Source organism: Candidatus Scalindua japonica (assembly GCF_002443295.1).
In the GTDB taxonomy this organism is placed as follows: domain Bacteria; phylum Planctomycetota; class Brocadiia; order Brocadiales; family Scalinduaceae; genus Scalindua; species Scalindua japonica.
In genome coordinates, this window is the sequence record NZ_BAOS01000031.1 from 60,490 (window position 1) to 81,147 (window position 20,658).

The following is a 20,658-nucleotide window of genomic DNA, read 5'->3' on the forward strand; positions in this document are numbered from 1 at the left end:
TTAACCAGGTGAAGAGGTGCTATTGCAGAAGAAGATAATTGCAGTCTGTCTCACAATTAAATTATACAAACCGACGTAGACTTGTGAATTCCCGACTCAAGGTTTACTCATATTTTGCTTGATAATTCTGCCCTGAAAAATCCACTGTTTTTACAGCAAGCTCCTTTTCAAGTGCGCGTAAATCACCATTAAGTTTTTTACAAAGGGCCCTTTGTATTTTTGCTTCACTTCCCTGTTCTATCATTTTCTCAGCAAAGTTGATGTGATGTTCTGCATGAAGTTCTTTCGCCTTAGGTACGGTCAGACCAATAAGACGTTTTAGTTGATCGCTGATCGAAATGATTTCTCCCGTCTCAGGTTCTATCATGTCCGTGTTGATCCCATATCTTATAGCCTTCCACCAGTTTTCTTCAAGGTACCCTTCATTAAGGCTGCTTATGGGTATTCCCGCAAAGAACCTGTCTTGATATGTGTCTACGGCTGCCTGTATAAGCGCGGCAAATGCCCCGATACGGCGGACGGATGTGGGAATGTCAAAGATACGAAACTCAACAGTGCCCAGTGGTGGTTGGGGACGAATAATCCACCATAAATCACCCGGCTGCCTAATGTCTCCTGCCGCAAGGAATTTTTCGTAGAAATCTATAAGTTCTGCAAATGATTTAAAGGGTGGGGCAAATTTTGTTCGAGGCATAGAATGAAACAGGTGCGCGCGTGTGGAAACCAGACCGGTGTCTACACCATCGTAGTATGGGGAATTTGCGGACAGGGCTAAGAGAGGATAAGCCCAGCGCCGCATTTCATTCATGATATAGATTGCTGCTTCAGCATTTTTTACACCGACATGTATATGTAATCCAAAAGAGAGCATTCGGTGGGCAATATATCTGCAATTATTACGCACCCATTGATAATGTTCGCTGTCGACGAAGGGCTGTTTTTTCCAATCGGAAAAGGGGTGACTACCGGCGGCAACAATGTTCACATTAAGTTTACTGCAGCAATCAGCCAGGATAGTTCTGCCGTTTGATGTTTCTCGTAAAAGTTCATCTACCGTTTCATAAACACCGGTACGTGTCTCTAAAACGCATTGTAATAGTTCATAACAAACTCTTTCCCGGAAATCAGGTTCAAGGAGTGCCATAACTTCATTTACAGTAGGAGTAAGTTCTGCAGTTTCTTGGTCTATCAGATGTAGTTCTTCTTCTATTCCTAATGTAGGAAAGTCATTTCTCTTAAACGGTTTCACGATTCCTGTTTCCTTCTTTTTCTTTGACTGAAAACCTGAATTGTCAGTTCAGTCGGGTAGCCGCAACCTTCAGGTTGCGTTGTTTAAGTAATTTTTCATCTATACAATGTTTCAGGCAAACGAAGGCTAACTTCCTGTACCTGTTCGGGCGGGAAGTGTGCGATTACAATAAGATTTAATAAGGAAACTCAACACTTTTAAGAATATCTTTTGACATATCGTAAATCAAGTAAAAGATCCGTAATAAAAATTACTTATGAACACTTTCCGTGTTTACTAGAAAGACTATTTGACATAAAAACATTCTGTGATAAGCTTTAGTACTATGATAACAAAACATAATGAAAAGCAGGATATTCCCGAAGAGATGGTACTGGTCCCAGAAGGTCTGTTTTTAATGGGAAGCACGGAGGATGATATTAAAAAATTGTTAGAACTTGATCGCAATGTTGAGGCGAGCAGGTTTGATGTAGAGATCCCGCAGAGAGAGGTCTATATTGGCCCTTATCTGATTGATAAGTGTCCGGTTACCAATGCGGAATATAAGAGGTTTATAGAATCGGGTGGTTATAAGAATAGAGCTTTCTGGTCGAAGGCAGGATGGGATTATGTTTTAAAAATAAAACCTCTGGACGGTGACAGTGTGAACAGCGCCATGGATGGTGAAGATGATTGTCCGGTGGTAAATATTTCATGGTATGAGGCAGAAGCCTTTGCAGAATATATGGGAAAAAGACTCCCTACTGAAGCAGAATGGGAAAAAGCTGCTCGTGGTACGGATGGCAGGTTATATCCTTGGGGAAATGAATTTGATAAAACAAAACTGAATTGCTCCGAATCCGGAATTGAAAGCACAACCCCTGTTGTAAAATACTTACAAGGCAGAAGTGAATATGGATGCTTCGATATGGCGGGAAACGTCTGGGAGTGGACAGCAGACTGGTTTGACAGTCAGTATTACCGTTCTGCCCCAGACAGAGATCCGCAGGGGCCTGATAAAGCTGAGGATAAGCCGTTTTTCGGGAGACCGGAAGATGTGGGTACTTCTATTTACGAATTGGAGCCCTCAAAGGCAGGTAACAGCTCACTGAGCGATTGTAAGGTGTTACGTGGTGGTTCATGGAACGGTGGAGGTGTTATTCATATCCGTTGCGCAAATCGTGATTACGATGAACCTGATTACAGAAATGATACTATTGGTTTCAGATGTGCCAGATCTTTAATGTAAATTATCATATTGAGTTTTACGTTGATCAGACGGAATGAAAACGTAATATTATTTTAACTATATAGAATTAAATAACTTTGAAAGTGAATAAGAAAAAATGAAAGAAAAAGAGAACCTGGATAAGCTGTGCATAGATACTATTCGAACATTATCAATTGATGCAGTTCAAAAGGCTAATTCCGGACATCCCGGCGCCCCCATGGGTCTTGCACCTGTCGCATTTACGCTTTGGGATAGGTTTATGCGTCACATTCCTCAGAATACTGATTGGCCAAATCGAGATCGTTTTGTGCTATCAGCCGGGCATGCGTCCATGCTTTTGTATAGTATATTACACTTATTCGGATACGATGTCAGTCTTGACGATATTAAGAATTTTAGACAATTGCACAGTAAATGTGCCGGACATCCGGAGTATGGTATGGCGCCGGGTGTTGAAGTTACTACTGGACCTCTTGGGCAGGGAGCGGCAAACAGTGTTGGTATGGCCATGGCAGAAAGGTGGCTCCGGACATATTTCAATCGTCCCGGTCATGAGATAATTAATTATAATATATTTGCTATTGCGGGTGATGGGTGCATGATGGAAGGGATTTCCGGTGAAGCGGCATCTCTGGCAGGACATCTCGGCTTGAGTAACCTGGTGTGGATTTATGATAATAATAATATCACTATTGAAGGTGAAACATCGCTGGCATTCAGTGAAGATGTTGCTGTTCGATTCAAGGCATACGGTTGGAATGTGCGGCATGTTGCAGATGCTAATGATCTGGAAATCCTGGAGAAGGAAATTAAAGGGGCTATAGAAGAATTAAATCGCCCGTCTATAATTATTGTTGATAGTCATATCGCATATGGCAGTCCTAATAAGCAGGATTCGGCCGGCGCTCATGGTGCGCCTCTGGGTGTAGATGAAGTAAGAGCGACAAAAGAAAATTATGGTTGTGATCCGGACAAAACATTTTATGTGCCTGATGAAGTTGCGAAGTATAAAGAAGATGTAATTGAAAAGGGCGCAAAACTGGAAGAAGAATGGAATGAAAAGTTGAAAGCCTACGCGAAAGCACATCCTGATCTGGCAAAGCAGTTTGATATGATGCAGAACGGTGAACTGCCGGAAGATTGGGAGAGTGTGATCCCGAATTTTCCGACCGATTCAAAAGGGCTTGCTACTCGGGAATCAAACAATAAAGTACTAAACCCGATTGCTGATAAGATACCCTGGTTCATGGGCGGTTCTGCAGATTTAGGGCCTTCTACAAAGACTTATATAAAAGACGCTTCCAGCTTTAACAGGGAAGATTATGGCGGAAGGAATTTTCATTTTGGTGTTCGTGAACATGCTATGGGGGCAATTATTAATGGAATGTCGTTGAGCAAGATCAGGCCATACGGTGCCACATTTTTTGTTTTTTCAGATTATGTTCGTCCCGCTATCCGTTTGTCTTCACTGATGAAACTGCCAGTAATCTATATCTTCACCCATGATAGTATTGGTGTTGGTGAGGATGGGCCGACACACCAGCCGGTAGAGCATCTTGCATCACTTCGTGCAATGCCTGGCTTAGATGTCATTCGCCCTTCGGATGCCAATGAGTTATCAGTGATGTGGAAATATATCATGGCGCTAAAGGACCGTCCTGTTGCGCTTGTTTTAAGCAGGCAGGGTATGCCGACCATTGACAGATCGAAATACGCTTCGGCTGATGGTGCTGCAAAGGGCGCTTATGTTTTGATCGAGAGTGACGGGAAATCTGATATGATCCTGATAGGTACCGGTTCTGAGATCAAAATATGCCTGGATGTATATGATCAATTGACAAGTGAGGGGATCAATGTAAGGGTGGTAAGCATGCCTTGCAGCACTCTTTTTCAAAGCCAGGATAAAGCGTACCGTGAAAGCGTTCTACCTCGTTCTGTAAAGGACCGTATTGTGGTTGAGGCGGGTTCTACTTTTGGTTGGCATGGTTATGCCGGAAGAGAGGATGATTGCGGTATATTCGGACTTAAGAGCTTTGGCGCTTCAGCTCCATCAGGTGACTTGTATAAAGAGTATGGCTTTACTACTGAGAGAATAGTAGAGGTTGCAAAAAAAATGGTAGAGAAGAGTAAGAGGTGAAAAATTTTTTTCAACGATCAGTATGAAAAAGAAAATTCATGCCTATCCAAATAAGCAGAAGCTTTTAACTGCGACTGCAGAGCATATGGTTGGCTCTATTGTGCAGACTATAAGGAATAACGGGGTGTGCAATGTTGTATTGTCAGGAGGGAGCACTCCGGGTGGCGTTTTTTCTCTATTGGCATCAGATTCAAATCGTGATCAGGTGGATTGGGGCAGGATTCATATTTTCTGGGGTGATGAACGAATGGTTCCTCCGGAACATAATGATAGTAATTTCAGAATGGCGAGGGAAACACTTCTTGATCATATCAAAATATCGGACAAAAACGTTCATCGAATTCGAGGAGAGATTGCGCCGGAATTGGCTGCTGCAGAGTATGTAGAGTTGTTGAATGATCATTTTAAAGGCAGTTTGCCATGTTTTGATCTGGTGTTACTCGGATTGGGAGAGGACGGTCATACCGCATCACTCTTTCCCGAAACTGATGCGGTCGAAGAGTCTGAAAAGAACGTAGTTGCTGTTTTTGTTCCAAAATTAGATACATGGCGGGTAACGCTGACATTGGCTGTGATTAATGCAGCCAGAGAAGTCTTATTTCTGGTTTCGGGAAAGTCGAAATCCGAAATTATACAGCGTATTATAAGTACTAAACAACCTGTTAAAGAACTTCCCGCAACCATGGTTAATCCACAAAATGGCGAGCTTCATTGGATGTTGGATTCTGATGCGATGGTTTTAATAAATAAAAGCGGAAGAGAAGTAATGTTTCCTTTTTGAATTACATAAAAAGTTAAAAACGCCTGAAGTTTAAAGTGAACCAATTGAAAGATAATTGCTTTAAATTAACTTTAGTTACTAAAGTCCACTTAAGGCACTTCAAATTTTTATTAGTGAGGCATAAATAATTATGAGTAAACAAGTGTTTGGCCTTATAGGTCTAGGTGTTATGGGACAGAATTTCGTTCTGAATGTTGAACGCAACGGTTTCAGTGTCGCGGTATATAACAGATCGAAAGAAACAACAGAAAAGTATATTGAAAGTCCGGCGGCAGGTAAAAATATCAAGCCCACATTTACCTTAAAGGAGTTTGTTGACTCGCTTGAAAGTCCTCGTAAGATCATGTTGTTAGTCAAAGCGGGGGTGCCTGTTGATGCGACTATACAACAACTCGTCCCTTTACTGGATAAAGGTGACTTGATTATTGATGGTGGAAACTCTTTTTTTCTTGATACGGAACGACGGGCAAAGGAGTTGGAGTCTCAAGGATTCAATTTCTTTGGCATGGGAGTTTCCGGTGGTGAAGAGGGTGCTCTATGGGGACCAAGTCTGATGCCGGGTGGTTCCAGGGATGCTTACAAGGAGGTTGAACCTATTATGACGGCAGTTGCCGCAAAGGCAGAAGAGGATGGGGAGTCATGTGTGACATATATTGGACCCGGTGGATCAGGCCATTATGTTAAAATGGTACATAACGGTATTGAGTATGGCGATATGCAGCTTATCGCGGAGGCTTATGATTTGCTCAAACAGGCACTTGGGCTTTCTGCTCAACAATTTCATGAGATTTTTGCCGAATGGAATAGAGGAGAACTCTCATCTTTTTTGATCGAAGTAACAGCGAATGTTTTTAAGAAGGTGGATGAAGAGAGCGGCTTACCGTTAGTAGACGTAATACTGGATAAAGCAGGTCAGAAGGGCACAGGCAAATGGATGAGTATAAATGCTCTGGAACTGGGGGCCGCAATCCCTACAATAACTGCGGCAGTTGATGGCAGAATTCTCTCTTCTCAAAAAGAGGAAAGAGTAAAAGCTTCTGGTATATTAACAGGCCCAACCGGAAAATATACAGGCGGGTCCGAACAAAAGCTGATTGACGCAGTTCGTGACGCGTTATATGCGTCTAAGATCTGTTCTTACGCGCAGGGGATGAGTTTGCTTAAAAAGGCTTCAGATGAATACAATTATAACCTGGACCTTGGTACCATCGCCAGGATCTGGAGGTCAGGTTGTATTATCAGGGCAAGGTTCCTTAATGATATAACAAATGCTTATAATCGTAACAGGGAATTAGCTAATCTGCTGGTAGACGGGGAGTTTCAAAAGGCGATAAATACACGGCAGGATGCCTGGCGTTTTACCATCAAGTGTGCTGTAGAAATGGGCATACCCATGCCGGCGATGAGTGTGTCATTGGCCTATTATGATGCTTACCGCAGTGAACGCCTTCCGGCCAATTTGATTCAGGCACAAAGAGATTTTTTCGGGGCACATACATTTGAACGTATTGATAAATCTGGTATTTTTCATGCTGACTGGGAGGAAAAATGAATAAATCTGAGTCCACTGCCATAGTGATTTTTGGGGCGTCTGGTGATTTGACGAAACGTAAATTAATACCGGCCTTGTTTGAGGCGAGCCTGGAAGGCCTCCTTGCGAAAGATACAACGATAGTAGGGTTTGCCAGAAGGGAAAAATCCCATGAACAATTTCGTGTTGAAATTGAAGAAGCATTGGTGGGATTTACCCGGTCTAAGCCAAATGCCGGTTCCCCGGAATTGAAGGTTTTCAGCTCATACTGCTATTACCAGACCGGAAATTATGATAATAGTAAAAGCTTTCATGATTTGAAGGAACTTCTCGAAAAGCTTGATGAAGAGAGCGGAATACCTGCTGATAAAAGTAATCGTCTCTTTTATCTGGCTACTCCTCCAAACGTTTTTTCCGGAATTGTAGGAATGCTTGGACAGACTGGACATATAGCAGATCCAAATGATGAAAACCGTTGGACCAGGGTAATTATTGAAAAACCTTTTGGCCGCAACCTTCAAACTGCCTGTGCTTTGAATAAAAACCTGTCGGCAATATTAGATGAGAGTCAGGTTTATCGAATTGATCATTATCTAGGCAAAGAAACTGTTCAGAATATTATGGCATTCCGTTTTGGTAATAGCATATTTGAACCGCTTTGGAACCGTCGTTATGTTAGCCATGTTCATATCACGGTTGCTGAAGCTGTTTGTGTGGAAGGTCGTGGCGGTTATTACGATAACTCGGGAGCCCTTCGCGATATGGTACAAAATCACATGTTACAATTGTTGGCGCTTGTAGCGATGGAACCACCTGCTTCTTTTGCACCGGATGCAGTACGTGATGAAAAAGTTAAGTTGTTAAGCGCGATACCTCCCATTAAAGTCAATGAAGCCAGCGAATGTTCCATTCGTGGTCAGTATGCTGCAGGGACTATAGATGGAAAACTGATTCCGGATTATTTGAGAGAAAATGGTGTACAGCCTAATTCAGTAACCGAGACTTTTGTCGCACTGAAATTACATGTAGATAACTGGCGTTGGGCAGGAGTGCCGTTTTATTTTCGTACGGGGAAGGCCCTTGCAGATCGTCTTACTGAAGTAAATATTGAGTTCAGACAACCGCCCCTGGCCCTGTTTAGTCATATGCAAGATAATAAGAGAGAAGAGAGGAGAAGAATGAAACCCAATATGCTCTCTTTAAGGGTTCAGCCTAATGAAGGTATACGTCTGTCAATAGGAATGAAGGTCCCGGGACAAAAAATGGTTTTAGAGCCTAATGACATGGAATTTTGCTATGAAGATGTTTTTGGCGTTGAATCACCGGGAGCATATGAACGATTGATTGTAGATGCAATACTTGGTGATACTACCCTCTTTATTCGTCAGGATGAAGTAGAGGCGGCATGGAGATTAGTGAATGGTGTGCTTGATGGATGGGCCAGTGAAGAAGTACCACATATTCACCTCTATCGGGCCGGGACCTGGGGTCCATATGCAGCAGATGAGTTTATTACTAACGACATAAGAAAGTCGAAGGCACTGTAAATGAGGCTTTGCTAATGGTATTTCTTTTCAAGCAGGCTACCCCAATGGGTGTTGTATGGGTGGACGCAATAGACTTTTTTTTGTCCCTGAACAAGAGGCCTTCCTTCATTTGCCCACTTAAAGATTGAACCTTCCAGATTATACACTTCCTTAAAATCCAGTGTTTGTAATTTACCTGCCAGGTTGGAAGAACGGTATCCTACTGAACAGTAAACAACGATAGGAGTATCTGGCCTGATGTTTGTCAGGTATTTTAAGAGATTTTTACACTTATACGAAATGTTTTCTGCCCCCGAAATATGACTGCCCTGAAATTCTTCTTTTGTTCTTGCGTCAATTAAAAAGATAGACTCTTTTTTGAGGTTGGTTAGCCATGAATATAGCTCATCAGTCTGGAGTTGTTTAACATCAGGGTATTTGTTTCTGACGTCTTGTATGACCTCTGACCAGATTGGTGCTTCATAACTGTTTGAGCATCCTGTATTTGCTCCCACTCCTGTTGCGGCTAGCATTGCGGTAAATATAAGAAGTATCTTCTTTTTCATTTTTACAAATAGTTCCTACATTTCTACTGGATTCCAGTATAGGATTCACTGCCCGACAAATAGCAGGTAGGCTTACGAAAGCAAGGTTTTTTTATTTTACGGCATACGTTGAAAAAGGCCCACCTTGTTATTCCGCATCAAACCATAACTCATCTACATCATTCCTGTGGATTCTGATATTTTTATTTCCTTTAGCAATGTACGAAGAGAGTTCATTGAGGTTTCCTATTGCAAAGGAAAGAAATTCCTGGTCACTTATTTCGTCACTGAGTATTTGCTCATACGTTCTAAATGCGGTTTCAACATCTATCTTACCATTGCTGAGCGATGAAACAATCTCCGCTAATTTTGATATGCAATCCGGTGAAATTGGGTGGAAGTAGGCTCTCTCATCAGGTTGGTCCCAATCAGATTTTGTTATCATCTGGCTATCCCTCTTTTTTTTCAGTTAACAGATCGTTTTTGGTAAACTTTATCCAATTATTTAACCATTTTAATTATTGAGCCTGCGCATAAACTCGACTCGAATAAAACATGCGTACTCTTTATAGTATATTAATAGTTCATTAGTACCATATGTGGCGTTGCATGTGGTTTCATCCTTCTCTATAATGGGACTTATACGTCTGCTCTATTAATTATCTGAATAAATTCCCGGTTGAGTATGTATGGTTGACATTCCGATTGTTCTTAGATATCGTCTCTTTGTCATCCTTTTTCAATCGCCCTTCCACCGTTGGTCATTAAGGATATAAGCTATGTCTGTATTACCGTACGCTCCTCGCAGACAGTGCTATGCATCTATATCTTCCAGGTCTTCTGAAACAAAAGTCAGCCGTTTAGTTGTTTATTTTGGGTACTATATTGATTATAATTTAACGAATCCTTATTATCTACTAAATTGTGTGATAGCAATTACATATGATTTATTTATAAAAACAGGTTGACTGTTGTGTAATAATAGTTATTATTTAACAATCACTGTTGTTAATATTCTGTTTTAAGTTTACTATTTTTAAAAAGGAGGAAATTAGTATATGTCAATTATGTCAGAAGCATACATGAAGATGTACCCTATGGAAGCGAAAGATAAAAAAGCATCCGGTAAGCCGACAGCGGTACTGGATATTCCAGAATTTAAAAAAGCGTGGGACCTTCACCGGGAGACGAGTATTGATATTGTTAAGCGCTTTGAGTATATGGCCCAGTGTGTCGGTTTCACTGATAAAGATACAGAGGCGATTAAAGAATCATCGGATATAATTGCCGCAAACTTGAAAACAATCCTTGATCATATTTATTATGAAAAACTGATTACTGACCCATGGTTGTCCAGGTGGTTCAGGGATGAAACAGGGAAGATTTCCAGGCAATATGTTGACGTTCGAAGGGCAAAGCAGCAGAAGTTTCTTCTTCGGATATTGGAGTGCAAATGGGATGAAGATTTTTTAAACCATGTTCGATGGGTTGGTGCTATACATGTACCTACATTCGGGTTGGAGGAAATGTATATACCTATGAGATTGAATATCGCACTCTGGGGTTATATCCATCAATATTTGTTTAACCTGTTTGCTGAGGAGCTGAGGAGTGACCCTGATAAGTTACGTCGAATTACGACTGCCTGGACAAAGCTCTTCTGGTTGGTTATCGATCTTTACCATATCGAATATTTGCCTTCATGGATGTAATGATTATGGTGTTATAAATTTTCTGTTCCCGCCCGGACATCATATTGATCCGGGCGGGTGATAATTTTATAGCAAGCGTGGTTGATTATTGCGACTTTTTCAGTTTTAAATAATGTGATAAATTTGATTTTTTATTTATTACCGGAGTGATTTTTCCTTTGCTTGATGTGAGTATTGTCATTACACCAGGGCCATGGCCGGCGATTACACAGTCTGAATGAACAATGATACCTATTGAAATGGCGTCCGTCTTGTAGATTCTTCCATAGGTGTGGTCTGCGTCAGAAATAGCTACGAAATCACCAAATCGTAGTGTTCCAAGTCCGAATTTCTTAACAATTTTTTCATCAAACATCTGGATGTCATAATCTCCTGAATAGCTATGGTTTGAGCCTAGTCCGGACCCCATAATTGCTGCCGGTACTATATGGGTTACAGGAAATTTTATAGTGCCTTTCGACTCTTTTGCGGGTATCTTTGATAAGAGGCTGGGAGAGATGTTCATTATGTGTATGTCCGGATAATAGTTTGACAATACCAATCCTGTGCCATATGCCTTAATCTGCATCTTATCACCGACTACCATCTTTTCAAGTACCTTTGTTGGAAAATCTACTATCACATGTTCTATGCCTCCATGCTTTCCGGTTACAAATCCTTTGGCTCCCTTGGCATCTCCTGATACAACCTTTACTTCATTTCCGGCACATGCCAGTGTGTTAAGTCCGGCATTTGGTGACCAGCTCCCTGTAGGTTTCTCTGTATTTGTTATACTGACTCCCGGTTCTACATGATCGGCTGCCCATCCAATGGCCGGATCTCCTGTCCTGACATTATAAGTGATTCCACCAACACTCGGTAGGACAAGTGGTTTACCATCAGCGCTGATAACGTATGGTGTGTTGGCAAAAGTAGGACTTGATATCTGTCCTGTTACAGATTGCATGACTAATTTTTTTTCGTTGGTTTTAATCAATTTTATAACTCCTTCGGTTCAAAGTATGCTGTTTTGGAAATTAATAAGTGAAATCTATTTAGTTTTTTTATTTGATAAAAATTTGCGTAATAAAATAAATATTGAGTTCCAGATTAACACATTTGCAAGTGTTCTACCAAATAAATTTAAACGTTAATTGAAGCTTGACCGCTAAACCTTTTTGATGTTATATTTTCTTAGTTTTAATAACAGTTTTTGATGCCATGTTTGGGGAATAAGGTCTTATTTGGAGATGATTATGGAAACGTATATAGATAAACTTGCTCCATGGGAAGAGAGAAGTGCATATTATATAGAGGTAAAACTTGGCAGGAAAGTTAAAGACCTGAAAATATTATTAAAAAATCAAACGGAAAAGATGATTGCATCTCAAATCACCTCTGCTGATGAAATTGTCGCCAGTCAGGGTATAAGTGAAGATATCATCCAGGAAATTGGTTATGATATTAAGAGTATTGGGCTGGGGATGAGTGGGTTGAAAGCAGCGTTTGAGTGGGGTATTTCTGACGTTGTCTGGTTATTGGAAAAAAATACTGATGAATTTCAGACTGTTATGATGAACCTGTATAAGGTCCCTGATAAACAATTGGATGATATCCGGTATAAATTGGATGATACATTTGCTACGGGTGATATGGAGAGTGCATTAGAAAGGTTTAGGGAAATAGAAACATTTATAAAAGATGATTTCTCTGTTTGTATCAGCCTTGGGATAATTTATTTCTTTCATAAACTAGATAAGGAAAAGGCTTTAATCTACTTTGAAAGAGCCATCAAATATGCCAGACCGTACTCTGCTTATTACACAAGTTTTGCGTTATTATATAAGGCATTAATCAAACGCGACTTTGGCCTTATAGAGGAGGCAGAAAGGTGTTCAGGTGAAGCCATTAAGTTTTCACCGGGATTTACTGAAGCAATATATCAGAATGCTCAGTATAATGCGCTTCTGGACAGGCCAGAAAAGGCTATCACACTATTAAGGAAGGCAATAAAGGAGGATATTGTCTATTGCTTAAAAATTTTGAGGGAACAGGATTTTAAGCAGATAAGTTCTGAAATTGCTAAATTGTATGAGGAAATCAGGGGCCAAAAAATTGAAAAAGTTAAACAAGTAATGGAAGAAGTAAAAAAGAATGTGCTTTTTTTAGATAATGCGGTAAAAAATATTGAGAAACTCGGCTATGATGTGTCTCTGGAATTTTCAGTTGAATTATACCGGGAAGGAAACCGTGAAATAGATTTATTGGTACAAAAAAATTCGATCTTTGATGCGCATATTGCAGGAATACTACTCTCTCTTTTGCCAAAAAAACTTAATCGAGAAAAAGAACTACTAAAAAGGAGAGGTAATCAGATACATATGGACCTTGATAAACAAATAAAAGAGTTAAGTGACGGGATGACTGGTAAAAAGAAGAGGGGTGGCCCGATATTTTTCATAATTCATTTCTTATGTGGCCAGATTGTTGCATTTCCATTCGGATTGTACATTGGAATGCCTTTGGGGCTGTGTATAACAGAGGGCCTTCTTTTCGCGATATGTTTTTATGTAAATATCATACAACCTCAATCTCAATGGAAAGAGGTTGGTGATAAGCAAAGTGAACAAGAGAAACTATTGAGAGTTATGAAAAAAATATAGATGGACACTTTTGATATTCTTATTTCCACTATTGTATTAAGGCCATACGTTTTTATCTTATTAGGACTGTATTTGATCGCCGGCAGTTTTCAGCTTGGGTTGAAGAGAATAGCGGCTTTTACCATCCTGGCTTATTTAATCGCGTTCATTTCTGAGTATGCTTCTACCCGTACTGGTATACCTTATGGCTTTTACCATTATACCGGTGAAACTCATGGGAAAGAGTTGTTCATTTCTAATGTTCCTTTTATGGACTCACTTTCGTACTCTTTCCTGGGGTATTTCAGCTACTCTCTTGCTCTCCTGTTAGTTTCACCGATAACGAGGACAGGGTGGAAATTTGAACTTTCTCACCCGCCCTGGTATTCAAAAAGAGTACTCATTCTTGCCGCAATATTGTTTGTACTCCAGGACGTATTGATAGATCCCGTCTCTCTCAGAGGGTCTGAATGGTTTCTCGGCCAGATATATTATTATCCGGAAAAAGGTATATACTTTGGCGTGCCTTTATCCAATTTTTTGGGGTGGTTTGTAGTGGGGCTTGCCATTATATATTGTTTTCAAAAGTTAGACCATAAGATGGGTTGGTCAAAAGAGCTTGCCGGTAACGCTCTAATGGGTCCGGTATTATATTTTCTTAATATGATTTTTGTTTTGTCAGTAACCTTCTATATCTGTGAATACGTTATAGGGATAATAAGCCTTTCTATCTTCAGCATACTTGTTTTTATTACTTTATTGAAAATACTTTCTGTATTCTCAACAAATAATTGACTACTGATTCAGCTCTCATCACCTATAATCAACAATATGATGTGCTTATATAATTAATGAGTATGACTTCACTTGACAACCTGGCATTATACCTGTTAAAATATGTTACATTATCAATGTAGGCTTTTTATATTATTTCATAAGGAAAGGGGATATTCAGTATGAGAGTTTTTTTGAATTTTTTTGTTGTAGCACTGCTTGTAGCATTCTTTCACACACATAATGTTTCTGCTCAGGATGCATTATCAGCAGAAGATGCTAAGGCAGCTCAGGCAAAGTTAATTGAAGCATTGAAGTCACTCAAGAAGGAAATCAGGACTGAAGTTACAGTAGAAAACGGTGGTTCTATTACAGGGACTGTAAAATGCAAAAGAGTAAGGCACCCTCAAGACGTTGTTGTCTATATTGAAGAGGTTAATGGCAACGACTATCCGGCACCTGAGGAGAAGGGTATTCTGGACCAGTTAAATCTGACATTTGTTCCTCATGTGATAGCTGTTCAGAAGGGAACAAAGATAGATTTTCCAAACAGTGATAGCGTAAGGCACAATCTTTATTCGCCACCGGATTGCTGTAAACAGTTTAATCTTGGTACTTATGATGTTGGTGTTATTAAAACAGTTGATTTTGATCAGGCTTGCTCCGTACCTCTTTTATGTAATGTACATGCAGAGATGTCGGCATTCGTTTTAGTACTGAATAATCCTTATTTTTCCGTTACCGAAAAAGATGGTGTTTTTAAGATAGATAATGTTCCACCGGGTACTTATAAGGTAAGTGCATGGCATGAGAAATTGAGAACTATTACTAAAGATGTCACTGTTGAAGCAGGGAAAGCAGCAAACATTGATTTTAATTTAAAGAAGAAAAAGTAAAACAATGGCTTGCCAGACTACATCGGACGAAAATATAGCTACAGATGCTGAGGTTGTAAATCGAAGAAGGGTTCTCTCTCTACTTGGTTGGGGGTTTATAGGTGTATTCCTGACTGTAGTAGTTGGTTCTGCTATCAGGTTCTTCTTCCCGCGTATTATTTACGAACCTCCTACAAAATATAAGGTGGGTTATCCACTTGAATACACTCTGGGAGTTAGTGAAAGGTTTAAAAAACAGTTCAGGGTATGGATAGTGAGAGAGGTTGACAGGATATACGTGGTTCAGGCTAAATGTACCCATCTGGGTTGTACTCCTAACTGGTTGTCAACAGAGGGGAAGTTCAAGTGTCCATGCCATGGAAGCGGTTTTACTCCAGATGGGGTCAATATTGAAGGGCCTGCACCAAGGCCTTTGGAAAGGTTTAAAGTCGCACTGGCTGAAGATGGGCAGATTATGGTTGACGAGAGTGTGAGGTTCAGGGGAGAACGGGATGAATGGCAGAAACCGGGCGCATTTCTTTCGGTTTAGTTGTTTGGAATTTGTAGCTCTTTTTTTCAGGTGTATAATCCGGTAGTTAACGATTGGTTTTATATATTTAATATTTCTTTAATTATTAAGCTTTGATGAGAACGGTATTGCCTTTTCAGGCAATACCGTTCTATACGCATATTTTTACAATGTATTTTCCTGCTTTTACCAGAAAGGGTATATACTGGTAATGATGCGGGTCACGATTTCTGGCTTTGCTGGCCGAGTTTTGTCTTTTTATCCTGATAAGGATGGACGGGGGGGTGTAGTTGAGTAATAATGATGATAAAGACAAACTGGATATACGGGAGTTGATAAATAAAAAAGGTATTCCCGGGGCAATTAAACATACCATAGCAAACTCTCAGATTTGGCGTTCATTTTTTCGCCACAGTCTTGAGGACACACCAAAGACGAGGATGCAGACAATAATAGGTAATGTCTTTCTTCACCTGCATCCAGCCAAAGTGAAAAGGCATGCTCCGCTTTTTAAGTTTACCTGGTGTATGGGTGGCATAACATTCTTTACATTCCTTGTTTTAGCGATAACTGGTGTCTTTCTTATGTTTTACTATCATCCAAATGTTAGAGACGCATATTGGGATATGAAAGGATTAGAGAACCATGTGCCTTTTGGTCTTCTCCTGAGAAACCTTCACCGGTGGGGCGCTCATTTAATGGTAATAACGGTATGGTTTCATATGTTCAGGGTGTTTATGACAGGTTCCTATAAACCACCAAGAGAATTTAATTGGGTGATAGGTGTTGTCCTGCTGGTCTTTACATTACTATTGAGCTTTACCGGATATCTACTTCCCTGGGACCAACTGGGCTTTTGGGCAGTGACAGTTGGTACTAACATGGCCAGGTCAACACCTGCCCTGGGGCATGAGGGCCCTTTTGGTGAGTTGCTTGGCATGACTGCATATAACGATATAAGATTTGCGTTGTTAGGCGGTTCGATGGTTGGTGGTAATGCGCTTTTAAGGGCGTATATATGGCATTGTATTGGTTTGCCATTGATAGTCAGCATATTTTTAATAGTGCATTTCTGGAGAATCCGTAAGGACGGAGGAATTTCTGGTAAACTATAAGCTGCAGGGGTACGGTGCCTCTTGGCCTGGTATCTAATATATCTTACTCCAGAACTGTATTTAGAAAATATTGTAACTTTATGTTCATGGTACAACGCGCTCGCTCTCCTATATAGAAGCGTTCTGAGGAGTATTGAGGGAGAAAGTTTATCTGTTTTGCTTGATTGATTGAAGTGGTTTGTACTGTTGAATTTCCCGCTTGTTGACACTCCTCTTTTTCGAGAGGAGTCAAAATAGTGGAATCCTCTCGAAAGAGAGGAGCATATACTTGATTTACGCAACAGGTACTAATGAGAAATAGGAGAAAAAATTGGAAAACATCTGGCACATTATAAGCAAACCTGACAATATTCCGATAATTGGATTAATCATTCTGTTGGTTTTCTTCACATGGCTGGCATTTAGTCAGGCATTTGAACATGATCGGCTAAGTGAAGAAGAGAAAAAATAGAAATTACCGAGTAAATTGCTCAATCTAAGTTATTTATAATGAGGAAATAATCAAGTGGATTACAAGGTCGTCCAGGCTGATGAAAGTTGGTTTAGAGAAAATATAAGTTGTCAATACGCTTGTCCAGTTAATACTCCCGCATCCAGTTATATTGAGAGGATCCAGGAGGGGGAGTATGATAGTGCATTGGGTCTGAACTATATGGCGAACCTGTTTCCTCATATCCTTGGCAGGGTATGTACACATCCGTGTGAGAGTGCCTGCCGTAGAGGTAAGATTGATGAACCGGTATCAATCTGTTCACTTAAGAGAGTAGCAGCGGATTTTGCGGAAAAAGAGTATCCAAAAAACCGTTTAGTCGCAAAAACGACAGGCAAGAGAATTGCAATAATAGGAGCAGGACCTTCCGGGCTCGCTGCCGGTAATGACTTATCCATTATGGGACATGATGTTACGATCTATGAGGCGCTTCCTATGGCTGGGGGTATGTTAAGTGTGGGTATTCCACCCTACAGGCTTCCATGGAATAAGATTGAGGGAGCCGTTAATTGGATAAAAGAGCTTGGTATAGAACTCAAACTGAACTCTCCCATCAGTAATTCTGATGAATTTGAAAAGTTAGTTGATAATTATGATGCTGTATATATAGCAGCAGGCGCTCACAAATCACCGGAGTTAAATATACTTGGGGAAGATTTAGGAGGGGTTCTGCATGGTATTACCTATATGAAAGATATTAATCTTGGCAGACAGCAGAAAGTGCCATCGAAGGTTGCCGTGGTAGGTGGGGGATTTACGGCAATTGATTGTGCGAGATCGTCCTTAAGATTAGGTGCAAAAGAGGTTTTTATTATATATAGAAGAACATTGAAAGAGATGCCTGCCGGTGAGTTTGAAGTAAGCATGGCAGAGGAAGAGGCAATAAAAATACTGTATTTGACTACACCAGTAAAGATATCAGGAAATGAAAATGCAAAAGTAAAAGCTATAGAGTGTGTAAAGAATAAACTGGGTGAACCTGATGCTAGTGGTAGAAGAAGGCCGGAACCTGTTCCCGGTACTGAGTTTACATTGTCTGTAGATATGGTAATTGCTGCGATTGGACAGTCACCGGATACAAGTTTTATAACCGAGAAATCAGGAGTTAAATTTACAAAATGGGGCACCATTGAGGTTGATGCCGATAGTTTTACAACAGGTAGGACGGGTGTCTTCGCTGGTGGAGACTTTATGACCGGCCCAAGGAATGCTATCGAAGTGATAGGTGACGGTAGAAAGGCTGCCAAATCAATAGATAAATATCTGAGTGGAGATAAAGAGAGAACGTATGATTATTTCTTTAAGGATCAAGATCCGGTGAGGAACGATCCTGGTTATGAGTCAATACCGCGCCAGGAACAGAATTCTGTACAGATGGATGCAAGGTGGGATATTGACAAAGAGGTTGAACTTGGCTTTTCAAAGGAGGATGCGTCTAAAGAAGCAGACAGATGTCTGCTTTGCCACTATAATATATTTATAGATGAAAAATGTATACTGTGCGGAGGATGTATAGATGTTTGTCCTCACAATTGTATCGAAATGATTTCACGAGACAAGGTGGATACTGAGGATCTGCCGGAAGGATCAATACCGGATGACTGGGATGCTGTTATGGCGATAGATGAGGAGAAGTGTATAAGATGTGGTCTCTGTGTAAAGAGATGTCCGGTAGACGCGATAAAGATGAAGAGATTTTCTTATGCAGAAGCTGTAGTGTAAAATGATGGTTAAGAACTATATGTATGACAGTAAATTAGTGTTATAGAGCGGATTGTAATTAATTATACTTTATTTTTTAGAAGGGGATTTCAGGTGCCGGAGAAGAAAGATACTGAACAAAGAAGATATCGCGCACTGGCCTTTGTCAAAGGAGAATCACTGGCAAAGGAGAAGGATTCACGTGTTTCTGAAGATGAACTGCCAACCTGGCCGTATCTTGTGAGGAAGGAGTTTCTTGCCGCCATAATCGTAACGATAATCTTACTGGTCTGGTCCATCGCGCTTAATGCACCATTAGAGGACCCTTCAGACCCGAGCGTAACTCCTAATCCCGCAAAGGCGCCATGGTATTTCCTGGGGTTACAGGAAATGCTTGTATATTTTGATCCGTGGATAGCAGGGGTAATTTTCCCTTCATTAATCGTTATGGGATTAATGGCAATGCCTTATGTTGATATAAACCCCAAAGGTAATGGATATTATACTTTTAAGGAGAGATGGTTTGCTATACTGACGTTTTGTTTTGGTTTCCACATTCTCTGGATTCTATTGATAATCGTAGGAGTATTTATGCGTGGGCCTGGCTGGTTGTGGTTCTGGCCGTGGCAGGAGTGGGATGCTCATAGAATAGTAGCTGACACAAATTATGATCTGACTCAGTTTATAGGCATTGATTCAAAATCCCTGCTGGGTTCTCTAATCGGTGGAGGTGTTATAAGTATCTACTTTTTCGTGGGAATGGTAATACCATTTCTTTTTCTGAAAGTAACAGGGAGTCGGACACTTGAAAAATTAGGAATAATAAGATACTCGCTGGTAGCATTTTTGTTCTTGTCGATGATGGGACTGCCTATTAAAATATTTTTAAAGTTAGTATTTCACCTGAAATATATATGGGTTACACCATGGTTTAATATATAAAGACGAAGATGCTCAATTTATAGTTCGTATATTTGTCTCCCTGTCAAAAACACTGCTTGTTTCTCCTATCTCAACAAAAAAATCCGGTTCCATCTTTATACTTCTGATCCAGGACGATTCACCTGGTGGTTTCCAGTATAGTTTGTAGCCTCCAGGAGGCACTTTTTCAAAAAAGTAATGTCCTTTCTCATCTGTAATTGCCTCAAACCATTTACCCTCGCGTGGCTTGCCAAATAATCCCCATTTTTCCAGCAATGTTATTTTTACCTGACAGCCAGGTAATGGCTTGCCTTTGTTCAGCATGCGACCTGATACCTTGCCATAATTTTCTGCTTCAAACATATCCTCTTTTATCTGTTGTTTTCTTTCAAACTCAACCGTTAACTCATCTTTTATTTTCTCTTCAATTTCTGCGTCCTTTCTATTATGTTTTTTTTTCAATTCAGACATTAGCTCCTCTTTTATCTTTTCTTTCAACCTTTCAGCATCTACGGGTACGTGTTCTCTCCCTTTTTCACGTGTACTTAAGATGTCTCCCCAGTCGCTTTCGCTATCCTGCTCACTTCCCGGAAATTCTATCTGTATTGCCACAACTTTCTCTCTGGGAATTTGTATCGTTACACTTCCGGGTTTCTTCGTTATTTTCTTAATTTTACAAATTATCATTCTTTTTTTACCGTTGGCTTTTATGAAAACTGTATCCGAATATTTTTGATCGGGTTCTGATTTGATACTAATCGAACCAATCACTTTTTCGGGAACAATAGCTTTAACATACTCCTCGTTCATTTCAAGTATCTTTACATTAATTTCTTCATTAAAATCTTCTACACGCAATGTATCAGCGTATAATTTTGTACATATGGTTAATAGTACTATTAAGGAAATACAAATGAATTTATACGTCATTTCTCCACCTT

19 protein-coding genes are annotated in these 20,658 nt (G+C 40.3%); 14 read left to right on the top strand and 5 right to left on the bottom strand.

Annotation, left to right across the window (positions count from 1 at the left end; genetic code table 11):
* Window positions 1-103 precede the first annotated feature (103 nt).
* Complete coding sequence (locus tag SCALIN_RS17810; RefSeq protein ID WP_162532392.1) at window positions 104-1,249, bottom strand: carboxylate-amine ligase; 1,146 nt, start codon at window positions 1,247-1,249, stop codon at window positions 104-106.
* 325 nt (window positions 1,250-1,574) lie between these two features.
* Between SCALIN_RS17810 and SCALIN_RS17815 the strand changes: the two genes are divergently transcribed.
* The 5 genes from SCALIN_RS17815 to zwf all read left to right on the top strand — a co-directional run bounded on the left by SCALIN_RS17815 (window position 1,575) and on the right by zwf (window position 8,455).
* Entirely contained in the window at window positions 1,575-2,477 is a 903-nt protein-coding gene (locus SCALIN_RS17815; RefSeq protein ID WP_096895811.1) for a formylglycine-generating enzyme family protein, read from the top strand.
* A 97-nt stretch (window positions 2,478-2,574) separates the two neighbouring features.
* Complete coding sequence (gene tkt, locus SCALIN_RS17820; RefSeq protein WP_096895812.1) at window positions 2,575-4,596, top strand: transketolase; 2,022 nt, start codon at window positions 2,575-2,577, stop codon at window positions 4,594-4,596.
* A 22-nt stretch (window positions 4,597-4,618) separates the two neighbouring features.
* Window positions 4,619-5,377 (top strand): 6-phosphogluconolactonase, encoded by a 759-nt coding sequence (gene pgl / locus SCALIN_RS17825; RefSeq protein WP_096895813.1) that lies wholly within the window; start codon window positions 4,619-4,621, stop codon window positions 5,375-5,377.
* A gap of 130 nt (window positions 5,378-5,507) precedes the next feature.
* On the top strand, window positions 5,508-6,929 hold the full coding sequence (gndA, locus tag SCALIN_RS17830; RefSeq protein WP_096895814.1) for an NADP-dependent phosphogluconate dehydrogenase: 1,422 nt from the start codon (window positions 5,508-5,510) through the stop codon (window positions 6,927-6,929).
* On the top strand, window positions 6,926-8,455 hold the full coding sequence (zwf, locus tag SCALIN_RS17835) for a glucose-6-phosphate dehydrogenase (RefSeq protein WP_096895815.1): 1,530 nt from the start codon (window positions 6,926-6,928) through the stop codon (window positions 8,453-8,455). The genes gndA and zwf overlap by 4 nt, the downstream gene beginning before the upstream one ends.
* Window positions 8,456-8,466: 11 nt before the next feature.
* Here zwf and SCALIN_RS17840 read toward each other — a convergent pair whose 3' ends face one another.
* Both SCALIN_RS17840 and SCALIN_RS17845 read right to left on the bottom strand, forming a co-directional pair.
* Complete coding sequence (locus tag SCALIN_RS17840) at window positions 8,467-9,000, bottom strand: rhodanese-like domain-containing protein (protein WP_096895816.1); 534 nt, start codon at window positions 8,998-9,000, stop codon at window positions 8,467-8,469.
* A gap of 127 nt (window positions 9,001-9,127) precedes the next feature.
* A complete protein-coding gene (locus SCALIN_RS17845; protein WP_096895817.1) occupies window positions 9,128-9,424 on the bottom strand; it encodes a hypothetical protein in 297 nt (98 codons plus the stop codon).
* Between the two features lie 613 nt (window positions 9,425-10,037).
* Between SCALIN_RS17845 and SCALIN_RS17850 the strand changes: the two genes are divergently transcribed.
* Complete coding sequence (locus SCALIN_RS17850) at window positions 10,038-10,691, top strand: protoglobin family protein (RefSeq protein WP_096895818.1); 654 nt, start codon at window positions 10,038-10,040, stop codon at window positions 10,689-10,691.
* 85 nt (window positions 10,692-10,776) lie between these two features.
* Here the strand turns inward: SCALIN_RS17850 and SCALIN_RS17855 are convergent, their stop codons facing one another.
* Window positions 10,777-11,667 carry a DUF4438 domain-containing protein gene (locus SCALIN_RS17855; protein WP_096895819.1) on the bottom strand — a complete coding sequence of 297 codons (891 nt, stop codon included), beginning with the start codon at window positions 11,665-11,667 and terminating at the stop codon, window positions 10,777-10,779.
* A 259-nt stretch (window positions 11,668-11,926) separates the two neighbouring features.
* Here SCALIN_RS17855 and SCALIN_RS17860 point away from each other — a divergent pair, with 259 nt between their 5' ends.
* The 8 genes from SCALIN_RS17860 to SCALIN_RS17890 all read left to right on the top strand — a co-directional run bounded on the left by SCALIN_RS17860 (window position 11,927) and on the right by SCALIN_RS17890 (window position 19,738).
* A complete protein-coding gene (locus tag SCALIN_RS17860; protein ID WP_096895820.1) occupies window positions 11,927-13,333 on the top strand; it encodes a tetratricopeptide repeat protein in 1,407 nt (468 codons plus the stop codon).
* Entirely contained in the window at window positions 13,334-14,107 is a 774-nt protein-coding gene (locus tag SCALIN_RS17865) for a carotenoid biosynthesis protein (protein WP_096895821.1), read from the top strand.
* Window positions 14,108-14,268: 161 nt separating this feature from the next.
* Window positions 14,269-14,982 carry a carboxypeptidase regulatory-like domain-containing protein gene (locus SCALIN_RS17870; protein WP_096895822.1) on the top strand — a complete coding sequence of 238 codons (714 nt, stop codon included), beginning with the start codon at window positions 14,269-14,271 and terminating at the stop codon, window positions 14,980-14,982.
* A 4-nt stretch (window positions 14,983-14,986) separates the two neighbouring features.
* On the top strand, window positions 14,987-15,511 hold the full coding sequence (locus SCALIN_RS17875; protein WP_096895823.1) for a QcrA and Rieske domain-containing protein: 525 nt from the start codon (window positions 14,987-14,989) through the stop codon (window positions 15,509-15,511).
* Window positions 15,512-15,825: 314 nt separating this feature from the next.
* Window positions 15,826-16,605 (top strand): cytochrome b N-terminal domain-containing protein, encoded by a 780-nt coding sequence (locus SCALIN_RS17880; protein WP_420885446.1) that lies wholly within the window; start codon window positions 15,826-15,828, stop codon window positions 16,603-16,605.
* A 310-nt stretch (window positions 16,606-16,915) separates the two neighbouring features.
* A complete protein-coding gene (locus tag SCALIN_RS22390) occupies window positions 16,916-17,056 on the top strand; it encodes a hypothetical protein (RefSeq protein ID WP_162532393.1) in 141 nt (46 codons plus the stop codon).
* A 54-nt stretch (window positions 17,057-17,110) separates the two neighbouring features.
* Window positions 17,111-18,817 carry an FAD-dependent oxidoreductase gene (locus tag SCALIN_RS17885; protein ID WP_096895824.1) on the top strand — a complete coding sequence of 569 codons (1,707 nt, stop codon included), beginning with the start codon at window positions 17,111-17,113 and terminating at the stop codon, window positions 18,815-18,817.
* Window positions 18,818-18,910: 93 nt separating this feature from the next.
* Window positions 18,911-19,738, top strand: a complete 828-nt coding sequence (locus SCALIN_RS17890) for a cytochrome C (RefSeq protein ID WP_203415555.1) — start codon at window positions 18,911-18,913, stop codon at window positions 19,736-19,738.
* A gap of 12 nt (window positions 19,739-19,750) precedes the next feature.
* Here SCALIN_RS17890 and SCALIN_RS17895 read toward each other — a convergent pair whose 3' ends face one another.
* Window positions 19,751-20,647: a carboxypeptidase-like regulatory domain-containing protein gene (locus SCALIN_RS17895; RefSeq protein WP_096895825.1), complete on the bottom strand. Its 897-nt coding sequence runs from the start codon at window positions 20,645-20,647 to the stop codon at window positions 19,751-19,753.
* Window positions 20,648-20,658: the final 11 nt, after the last annotated feature.

Excerpts from the sequence above, each read along its gene's own strand:
- SCALIN_RS17815 (WP_096895811.1), top strand. The coding sequence starts at position 1,575 with ATGATAACAAAACATAATGAAAAGCAGGATATTCCCGAAGAGATGGTA.
- tkt (WP_096895812.1), top strand. The coding sequence starts at position 2,575 with ATGAAAGAAAAAGAGAACCTGGATAAGCTGTGCATAGATACTATTCGA.
- pgl (WP_096895813.1), top strand. The coding sequence starts at position 4,619 with ATGAAAAAGAAAATTCATGCCTATCCAAATAAGCAGAAGCTTTTAACT.
- gndA (WP_096895814.1), top strand. The coding sequence starts at position 5,508 with ATGAGTAAACAAGTGTTTGGCCTTATAGGTCTAGGTGTTATGGGACAG.
- zwf (WP_096895815.1), top strand. The coding sequence starts at position 6,926 with ATGAATAAATCTGAGTCCACTGCCATAGTGATTTTTGGGGCGTCTGGT.
- SCALIN_RS17840 (WP_096895816.1), bottom strand. The coding sequence starts at position 9,000 with ATGAAAAAGAAGATACTTCTTATATTTACCGCAATGCTAGCCGCAACA.
- SCALIN_RS17845 (WP_096895817.1), bottom strand. The coding sequence starts at position 9,424 with ATGATAACAAAATCTGATTGGGACCAACCTGATGAGAGAGCCTACTTC.
- SCALIN_RS17850 (WP_096895818.1), top strand. The coding sequence starts at position 10,038 with ATGTCAATTATGTCAGAAGCATACATGAAGATGTACCCTATGGAAGCG.
- SCALIN_RS17860 (WP_096895820.1), top strand. The coding sequence starts at position 11,927 with ATGGAAACGTATATAGATAAACTTGCTCCATGGGAAGAGAGAAGTGCA.
- SCALIN_RS17865 (WP_096895821.1), top strand. The coding sequence starts at position 13,334 with ATGGACACTTTTGATATTCTTATTTCCACTATTGTATTAAGGCCATAC.
- SCALIN_RS17870 (WP_096895822.1), top strand. The coding sequence starts at position 14,269 with ATGAGAGTTTTTTTGAATTTTTTTGTTGTAGCACTGCTTGTAGCATTC.
- SCALIN_RS17875 (WP_096895823.1), top strand. The coding sequence starts at position 14,987 with ATGGCTTGCCAGACTACATCGGACGAAAATATAGCTACAGATGCTGAG.
- SCALIN_RS17895 (WP_096895825.1), bottom strand. The coding sequence starts at position 20,647 with ATGACGTATAAATTCATTTGTATTTCCTTAATAGTACTATTAACCATA.